Origin of the sequence: Flavobacterium sp. (assembly GCF_035760125.1) — a bacterium.
Taxonomy (GTDB): domain Bacteria; phylum Bacteroidota; class Bacteroidia; order Flavobacteriales; family Flavobacteriaceae; genus Flavobacterium.
In genome coordinates this window covers 1-8,086 of sequence record NZ_DASTTN010000125.1, presented here as the reverse complement: position 1 = coordinate 8,086, position 8,086 = coordinate 1, and the positions used below count along the sequence as shown (strand labels likewise).

At 35.3% G+C, this 8,086-nt stretch carries 10 protein-coding genes and 2 tRNA genes; 3 read left to right on the top strand and 9 right to left on the bottom strand.

All coding sequences use genetic code 11. The features are described from left to right. Together ruvC and VFS71_RS05080 are read right to left on the bottom strand one after the other, a co-directional pair. A partial coding sequence (ruvC, locus tag VFS71_RS05085; RefSeq protein ID WP_326399760.1) for a crossover junction endodeoxyribonuclease RuvC occupies positions 1-392 on the bottom strand: 392 nt, incomplete at its 3' end. Positions 393-433: 41 nt separating this feature from the next. After that, a complete protein-coding gene (locus VFS71_RS05080) occupies positions 434-856 on the bottom strand; it encodes a DUF1003 domain-containing protein (RefSeq protein WP_326399758.1) in 423 nt (140 codons plus the stop codon). Positions 857-948: 92 nt separating this feature from the next. Between VFS71_RS05080 and VFS71_RS05075 the strand changes: the two genes are divergently transcribed. Both VFS71_RS05075 and VFS71_RS05070 read left to right on the top strand, forming a co-directional pair. Continuing rightward, positions 949-1,893, top strand: coding sequence for a hypothetical protein (locus VFS71_RS05075; protein ID WP_326399757.1), 945 nt, complete (start codon positions 949-951; stop codon positions 1,891-1,893). Continuing rightward, entirely contained in the window at positions 1,890-2,987 is a 1,098-nt protein-coding gene (locus tag VFS71_RS05070; protein WP_326399756.1) for a glycosyltransferase family 2 protein, read from the top strand. Before VFS71_RS05075 ends, VFS71_RS05070 begins: the two co-directional genes overlap by 4 nt. Before the next feature lie 280 nt (positions 2,988-3,267). Here VFS71_RS05070 and VFS71_RS05065 read toward each other — a convergent pair whose 3' ends face one another. Beyond that, positions 3,268-3,744 (bottom strand): hypothetical protein, encoded by a 477-nt coding sequence (locus VFS71_RS05065; protein WP_326399755.1) that lies wholly within the window; start codon positions 3,742-3,744, stop codon positions 3,268-3,270. Positions 3,745-3,856: 112 nt separating this feature from the next. On the opposite strand from VFS71_RS05065, the gene VFS71_RS05060 reads away from it, so the two are divergent. Further along, the gene (locus tag VFS71_RS05060; RefSeq protein ID WP_326399754.1) at positions 3,857-4,357 is read left to right on the top strand and encodes a DUF456 domain-containing protein; all 501 of its coding nucleotides are present in this window, start codon (positions 3,857-3,859) and stop codon (positions 4,355-4,357) included. Between the two features lie 61 nt (positions 4,358-4,418). Here the strand turns inward: VFS71_RS05060 and VFS71_RS05055 are convergent. The 6 genes from VFS71_RS05055 to VFS71_RS05030 form a co-directional block, all read right to left on the bottom strand. Continuing rightward, positions 4,419-4,492: transfer RNA gene (locus VFS71_RS05055), tRNA-Asp, on the bottom strand. A gap of 260 nt (positions 4,493-4,752) precedes the next feature. After that, positions 4,753-4,826 (bottom strand) — tRNA-Asp (locus tag VFS71_RS05050). 86 nt (positions 4,827-4,912) lie between these two features. After that, complete coding sequence (locus VFS71_RS05045) at positions 4,913-5,839, bottom strand: DUF58 domain-containing protein (protein WP_326399753.1); 927 nt, start codon at positions 5,837-5,839, stop codon at positions 4,913-4,915. Positions 5,840-5,933: 94 nt separating this feature from the next. Continuing rightward, positions 5,934-6,251, bottom strand: a complete 318-nt coding sequence (gene trxA, locus VFS71_RS05040; RefSeq protein WP_077377586.1) for a thioredoxin — start codon at positions 6,249-6,251, stop codon at positions 5,934-5,936. A gap of 297 nt (positions 6,252-6,548) precedes the next feature. Continuing rightward, positions 6,549-7,487 (bottom strand): outer membrane beta-barrel protein, encoded by a 939-nt coding sequence (locus tag VFS71_RS05035; protein ID WP_326399752.1) that lies wholly within the window; start codon positions 7,485-7,487, stop codon positions 6,549-6,551. A gap of 178 nt (positions 7,488-7,665) precedes the next feature. Beyond that, a partial coding sequence (locus VFS71_RS05030; RefSeq protein ID WP_326399750.1) for a hypothetical protein occupies positions 7,666-8,086 on the bottom strand: 421 nt, incomplete at its 5' end.

Sequence of the window (8,086 nt, the reverse complement as noted above, 5' to 3'; positions counted from 1 at the left end):
TGGAGCATTTTGGCTACTTGCTCTTTGCTGGCATTTCCATTTCCGGTGATGGCCATTTTTATTTTTTTGGGTTCGTATTCGGTAATTGGAATATCTCTGGAAAGTCCTGCTGCCATTGCCACACCTTGTGCACGACCTAGCTTCAGCATCGATTGCACGTTCTTGCCAAAAAAGGGAGCTTCAATAGCAATTTCGTCTGGATGATGCGTTTCAATTAATTCTATAGTACGTTCAAAGATGATTTTTAATTTTTGGTAATGGTTGTCGTATTTGGACAATTGCAGTTCGTTAAGTTGCAAAAATTCCATTTTCTTATTGACGATTTTTATCAATCCGAAACCCATAATAGTGGTTCCAGGATCTATTCCTAATATGATGCGTTCTTTTGTCAAGGTTTCTTTTTAAATTGTGGTATTTACAATGCTGTTTGGACTTACTTATTAGAATTACTTCTCATCTCTTCCAGCATCGCAATTATTTTATCTAATTTTTCTACTTCAATTTTATCCAATCGGATTGCTAGAGCTTCTATTTCCAACTTTGCATCAACATTGGTCTGGTAATCCGATTGCGCCTGGATCCTATCTCTTTCACTTTGCCTGTTTTGGGACATCATAATAATAGGTGCGGCATAAGCGGCTTGCGTTGAAAAAACAAGATTCAATAATATAAAAGGATACACATCCCAATGATACATATAACCAATCAGGTTCAATCCCATCCATACTATTACAAAAACACTTTGAATAATAATGAAATTCCAAGAACCCATTCCTTTAGCCACCGAATCAGCCAAACGACTACCAAAGCCTAATGTTTCTATGTGTATATCGTGCCAAGTTTTGTTATTCTTCATCTCGTTACCTATTAGTTATAATTTAAAATATTTATGAAATTCTGCCAGTTTTTGGGTGACTTTGTGTAATAGTTTTTCCTTTACTTTGCGGTATGATTTCATTACCACACAAAACTAAGCAATTCCTCGTACTTCTAGTCAAACTTTTGATTGTAGGCGGTGCCTTTTATTTTATTTACAATCAATTGGCCAACAACGACAAACTGGACTGGCAAAAATTCTTAGTGCTGTTTCATAAAAATCAGTCGGTTTTAGGAATTGGTTTTATTCTGCTTTTGAGTGTATTGAACCGCTTGTTTGAAATTATAAAATGGAAATATTTGGTTTCTTATCTCCATCCTATTTCTTTGGCTGAAGCAACCAAACAAGTTTTGGCAGGGCTTACTGCGGGACTATTTACTCCAAACGGCGTGGGCGAATATGCCGGAAAAGCATTGTACTTTGACAAAAAAGAAGCCAAGAAAGTCGTATTCCTAAATCTGATTTGCAACGGAATCCAAATGATACTAACTGTTGTTTTTGGTATTTTTGGATTATTGTATTTCAATGCGCAATATAGCGTGATTACTACTAAAACTGTAACTATTTTATTTGGCTTTCTGCTAATCCTATTTGCTGTCTTATTTTCAGCCAAAAAAATAACAATCAAAGGTTATTCCATAGAAAAGCTTATTCATAAAACTAACGAAATTCCAAAAACTATTCATCAAAAAAATATGCTTTTTGCCATTTTACGATATTTAGCATTCTCCCATCAATACTATTTTTTGTTTTTGGCATTTGATGTCGATTTGCCTTATTTAATTTTAATATCGGCCATTTCGAGCGTTTACTTTCTGGCTTCATCTTTACCCACTTTTCAATTTTTGGATTTTGCCGTAAAAGGAAGCGTAGCAGTATATTTCTTTGGAGTATTAGGTGTAAATGAATGGGTAGTTGTTTTTGTTACAACGCTAATGTGGTTCCTGAATGTCGTGTTACCTGTGATTATTGGAAGTTATTATGTATTGAATTTCAAACCCAAAATGGCGATATGATTTTGTTTTTATTAGGTATCGCGATCGTTTATGTGCTGACTATAAGTTGGCTTATTTATGGTTTTACCAAAATAAATAAATTTGAATACCTTGGCTTACCTCCAAAAACTAGCTTTAGCATTATTGTTCCTTTCAGAAATGAAGCTGAAAATTTACCGGTTTTATTGGAAAGTTTTTCCAAATTGAATTATCCGACGGATTTGTTTGAAGTGATTTTGGTTGATGATGAATCTGAGGAAAAATTCCAAATTATAAATTCCAAATTCCAAGTTACTTCTATAAACAATATTCGGGTTTCAAATTCTCCTAAGAAAGATGCGATTACAACAGCGATGCAAATCGTAAAAACCGATTGGGTAATCACCACCGACGCCGATTGCGTTGTTCACAAAAATTGGCTGTTGGCATTGGATAATTTCATTCAGCTTCATCATATTTCGATGATTGCAGGAGCCGTTACTTATGATTGCAATAATTCCTTTTTGCATCATTTTCAACAATTGGATTTGGCCAGTTTGCAGGGCGCAACTATAGGAAGTTTTGGAATTAAAAAGGGGTTTATGTGCAACGGCGCCAATTTCGCCTACACCAAATCGTTTTTTCAAAAGCTAAAAGGTTTCGAAGGCAACTCTACAATTGCTAGTGGTGATGATGTTTTTCTGTTGCAAAAAGCGTTGTCCCAATTCCCAGACAAAGTAGCCTATTTAAAATCTAAGAATACCATTGTAACCACAAAACCAGTGAATGATTGGAAATCGTTGTTTTACCAACGGGTTCGCTGGGCTTCCAAGACGACTTCCTATCAAAGTATTTTTGGGAAAAGGTTGGGATTACTTGTCTTTATGATGAATTTTGGTTGGGTATATTGTTTTGTGCTGACCTTTTTGGGTATGCTTCCTTATTTTTTCGTTGGGCTGTATTTCCTGATCAAATTTGGGATTGACACTGTACTAATACAACAAACAAACAAGTTCTTAACAAAACATAAAATCCGCTACTTACTTTTAAGCAGTTTGTGGTATCCGTTTTTCAGTACTGCTGTGGTTTTGTATTGCCTGTTTGGAAAATACGAATGGAAAGGAAGGAGATTTTAGATTGCAGATTGCAGTCAACACTAAATTGTCATCAGAGATGACAATTTAGAAAAAACCAATTCTAATATTGTCCATTCTTATATTTATTCAAATAAGAAAAAACAATTCAAATTATGAAATCTGGTTATGAAAACGAAATGCCTTAGCCCAGATAGAAGTGAAAATCCTTTATGTTTTTTCTTTAAAAACATAAAGATTGTAACGAATAGCTGGAAATAGCTCCTCTTGAATATTTACTGCAAAATCTAAATTCTGAAATCTGCCTTCTGAAATCTTAAATCTACTCCACTTTTAGAATTACGGGAAGAATAAACTGGGTTTTTACAGGTAATCCTCTCTTGATTGCTGGATTAATTTTAGGAAAGTCCACCAAACGGGCTTTGAGAATACTGTCAATTTTTACGGTATCATAAGCCACCGAATCTTTTGGGAACTGCGGTTCGAATTTCATGGTTGCATTAGGAAAAACAGTCACTTTTACCTCGATAGTATCCAATTCTGGATAAAGCATTGCCAGTGTGTCGTTGCACAGTTTCTCCTGTATTAACTGGGTTAGCACCTCAAAAAAGCATTGTTGGCGTTGTTTTTTGTCTTCAATTTTATCGCAATCCACAACCGATGGGTATTCGTCTACCTCTTTCCAATTGATGGACTTCAATTCCTTTTGCAACAATTCCTTTTCGGAAGGAACCTGCTTGTCAAAATATTGACAGGAATTAAAAAGGATAAAGGCTAAAAAAAGGGAATACTGCTTCAATGTTTGTTATTTGAATGGGACTTATATGTTATAAAAATACAATTATTTTTCTCATATTCGTGAATGAAATGAGTGTTGCATTTTCGGCATCAAAATTACTAAAAATATTTTTATGGATTTACTGCTTTTAATTTTGGGTTTTGTTTGTGTAGTTGCGGGTATTTTTGGGAGCTTTCTGCCTGTTTTGCCTGGACCAAGCATCAGTTGGGTTGGAATTGTATTATTGTATTTTACCAAGGCCGTTACTGCCAATTATTGGATTCTAGGAATTTCGTTATTGATTACTATTATACTAACCGTTTTGGATTACGTCATTCCTGCCAAGGGAACCAAAAAATTTGGCGGTAGTAAGTACGGCATTTGGGGAACCAATATCGGGTTGATTGTTGGGATTTTTGCACCAATTCCGCTGGGCTTTATTATCGGGCCGTTTGTTGGTGCTTTTGTTGGCGAACTGATTTATGACTACCAAGACCATCAACGCGCTTTGAAAGCCGCTACGGGATCACTACTGGGCTTCCTAGCTTCCTCTTTTATGAAGTTTGTGGTGTGTATGATGTATCTGGGATTGTTTCTTTGGATTGTGTGGCAGAATAGCGCCGCTTTGTTTTAAATCCTGAATTTTACCAATAAAAAAAGCCTTTCCGTTAAGAAAGGCTTCAAACAATATGTTGCGGTCTGGACGGGACTCGAACCCGCGACCCCATGCGTGACAGGCATGTATTCTAACCAACTGAACTACCAAACCTTGTTTTATTGCGAGTGCAAAGATACAATAGATTTTCGTTTACGCAACTATTTCATAACACTTGTGTCAAAAAAAATGTAAACCATTTAGAATCAATAATTTCCTAAAAATCAAAAAAGCCATCCACAAAGTGGAAAGCTTTTCATTGGTCTAACTACAAACCGGTCTCGTCATATAGGACGAGAAACAACACAACTAGCTTTAGATACCGTATTTGGGCAAAAAAGCCTTTCTGTTACGAAAGGCTTTTCCCAATATTGCGGTCTGGACGGGACTCGAACCCGCGACCCCATGCGTGACAGGCATGTATTCTAACCAACTGAACTACCAAACCTCTGCTTTATTGCGGTGGCAAAGATACAATAGATTTTCATTTACACAAGCCTTTTATTAGAGAATTTAAAAAAAATTTCAACTACTTTACCCAAACTTTTGTTTTTCAATTAGGTAGGCTGTCAAAATTTTTTCAAAACTTTCTCCAACCCCCACAGGAATGTACTTTATTTTGTTTTGAGCGCAGGTCAAAGCCAACTTTTTGAAGTAATCACCCACCTGTTTTTCGTATGCTGACTTCACATTATCAGCAAAAATGACTACCTCATCTCCCGTTTCCACATCAATAAACTTCCTTGGAGCATTGTCAAAATCAAATTTAAGCTCCGTTTCGTTGTCCACCACATGAAATAAAACCACTTTGTGCTTATCGTGTTTCAAATGTTGCAAAGCATTAAAAAGCGCTTCTTCATTTTCGGACTGGAACATATCGGTAAACAATATGATCATCGAACGGCGATGAATTTTCTCCGCTATCTGGTGCAAATAGGTAATAGTATCTGTTTGTTTCTTCTCTTTTGAGCTATCCAAAAGTTCCTCGAGCTTGTTCAAAATCATCCTATGATGACGGTCGCTCCCTTTTTCTGGAGCATAATACTCGTAACTATCAGAAAACACGCTCAATCCCACTGCATCGCGCTGTTTTTTCAACAAGTTCATCAAAACTGCCGAAGCCAATACCGAGAAACCTATTTTACTCTCATAAAACTGCTGATTGTCTTTCAATTTAGGATAATGCATCGACGAGGAATTGTCAATAATAATATGGCATCTCAAATTAGTTTCTTCCTCAAAACATTTGGTGTATAACCGATCCGTTTTGGCAAATAACTTCCAATCAATATGTTTAGTGCTCTCTCCAGTATTATACACTTTATGTTCGGCAAACTCAGCCGAAAATCCATGAAACGGGCTTTTGTGCATTCCCGAAATAAAGCCTTCCACCACTTGATTGGCTAACAATTCCAAATGTTGAAAACTGGATATTTTTTCTATTTGCGATTCAATCTTCATATTTCAAATGTATAAAAAACTTTAGACAGTTTAATAAACAAAAAAAGGCTTGACTTTCGCCAAACCTTTTTATATAAATTATAACCGTTTCCGATTACAACAATGCGTCTAAGCTATCTGCATACGTTTGTTTTGGAGCCACTCCTACTTGTTTTCCAACTACTTCTCCATTATGGAAAACTAATACTGTTGGAATGTTTCTAACACCGTATTTTGCAGCAAATTCTTGGTTTGCATCTACATCAACTTTACCTACAACTACTTTACCTTCGTATTCGTTGCTAAGTTCGTCAATGATTGGTCCAACCATTCTACAAGGTCCACACCATGCTGCCCAAAAATCTACCATTACAGGTTGTGTCGATTTCAAAACTACTTCTTCAAAAGTAGCATCTGTTATTGCTAATGCCATACTATTTTTTTTATGTTTAAATACTTATTTCTTTTTAACTAGGGTACAAATTTAGAAATTAAAAACCAACCAAACGCCATTCCCAAATTAGTTTTCATTATAAATGTATTGCTAATAGTTATTTCCAATTGATTAGAAGCTATTTCCCGCTGTCCACTGTATCTTTTCCTTTTTAAAGAAAAAAGGAAAAGGATGCCGTTCCCATCTGGGCTAGAACATTCGGGTCTACAAAAACATTAGCCCTAAAAAAAAGACCCTCTTTTCAGAAGGTCTTCATTCTATTTCAATTGTATTTGATTATAGACTGTATTTCAATCCAAAAGTCATACCCAATCCACTAATTCCAACATATGAACTAATGTCTTCAGTAGCTTTAGTACTGTCAAAACCAGCAGCATTAGTTACTTTACTGTTAGAAGTACTGTTGATTTGCTCAACATAATCCACATGGCTTGCAGAATATGACGCATCAGCACGGAAAGCTGTTGGAGTGTTTAATTTATCTACACCATTTTCAGTATACTCTTTTGTTTCTTTAGTTTTTCCATGAACAGTAAAGTTACGGTATTCTAATTCAGCAAAAAGAGAAATATTTTTTCCTAATTTGTAAGATGTTCCCAAAGCAGCCATAAATCCAACTGTTGGATTTGGTAATACTACGTCTTTTGTATAAGTATTTGTAGTTCCAAGTGGATTCGTATATGTTCTTTTTGTTTCGATTGTTAAATCTCCAACTACAGGAACAATAACACCTACTTTAGTGTAAGGCTCAAATCCATGAGTTTCACCCAAAAACAAAACAACTGCAGGAGCCAAATCAAAAGCAGTAATATGTCCTTCAGCGGTACCTGTTACAAAAGTTGGACCAGCAGCCACCAATCTATTAACAGTTTTAACCATAGTTTTATCATTTCCAGTGAAATAATTAAATCCCATCTCAACACCTAAACGTGGTGAAAAACGATATCCTACATTTAAACCTGTGCGGAATCCTTCACCAAAAGAACCATGATTTGTTTCTCTAGAAGCCAAAGTAGTTCCGTTTGCAGCATAGACATCTGTGTTTGGCAATGCACCAGAAACAGTTGGGAATTCTGTTGCAGCCGTTTGGATAAAATAAGAACCTCCTAATTTAAAATACCAAGTTTCTGGCTTACTGTCTGCAGTACTTGTAGTTTGTCCTACCATAGTCATTGTAGAGACCAATAATCCGAATAATAATAAACTCTTTTTCATGATTTTTTGTTAATTAATTTGCGCAAACTTAAAATAATTTTAACTATTCTTTAAAATCACTTTAAGTACCTCAACACGTAATTAACAGTATTTTTAATACTTGAGATGTTTTTTTACTATGCGTGCATAATTTTAACTAAAAAACATGAAAAATGTCTGAAAATTTAACTTTTAAAAATCAATTTAATTTAAAATTAATCTGCATTTTCTCTAATTCAAACAACAGTTCATTCGAAATTTGAACTTTCAGCTTTCTACTAGGCATTGATAATTTGGTTACTACTTTTATTTCTTCTACCTCGGTTACTTGCTTTGTCTCAACTACTTCTGTTGTTTCTTCATTTTCATCGACAAAAGACTCCTCATCATTTTCTGAAAACTCAGGAGTTGCCTCAACGATTCGTTTTATTTTTTCCAACTCCATAATTTCAAAAGACACCGTATTATCACCTCTGTGTTCTTGAAAAAGGCGATTTAACTTATGAATGAATTCGGTCTCAATATCTTTTATATTCAACAAAAGAATCAATTTCTTGGCGAACGTGCTCAACACATCCTGCAAATATTGAACTAGTACAAACTGCATTCTTGGATCTGTT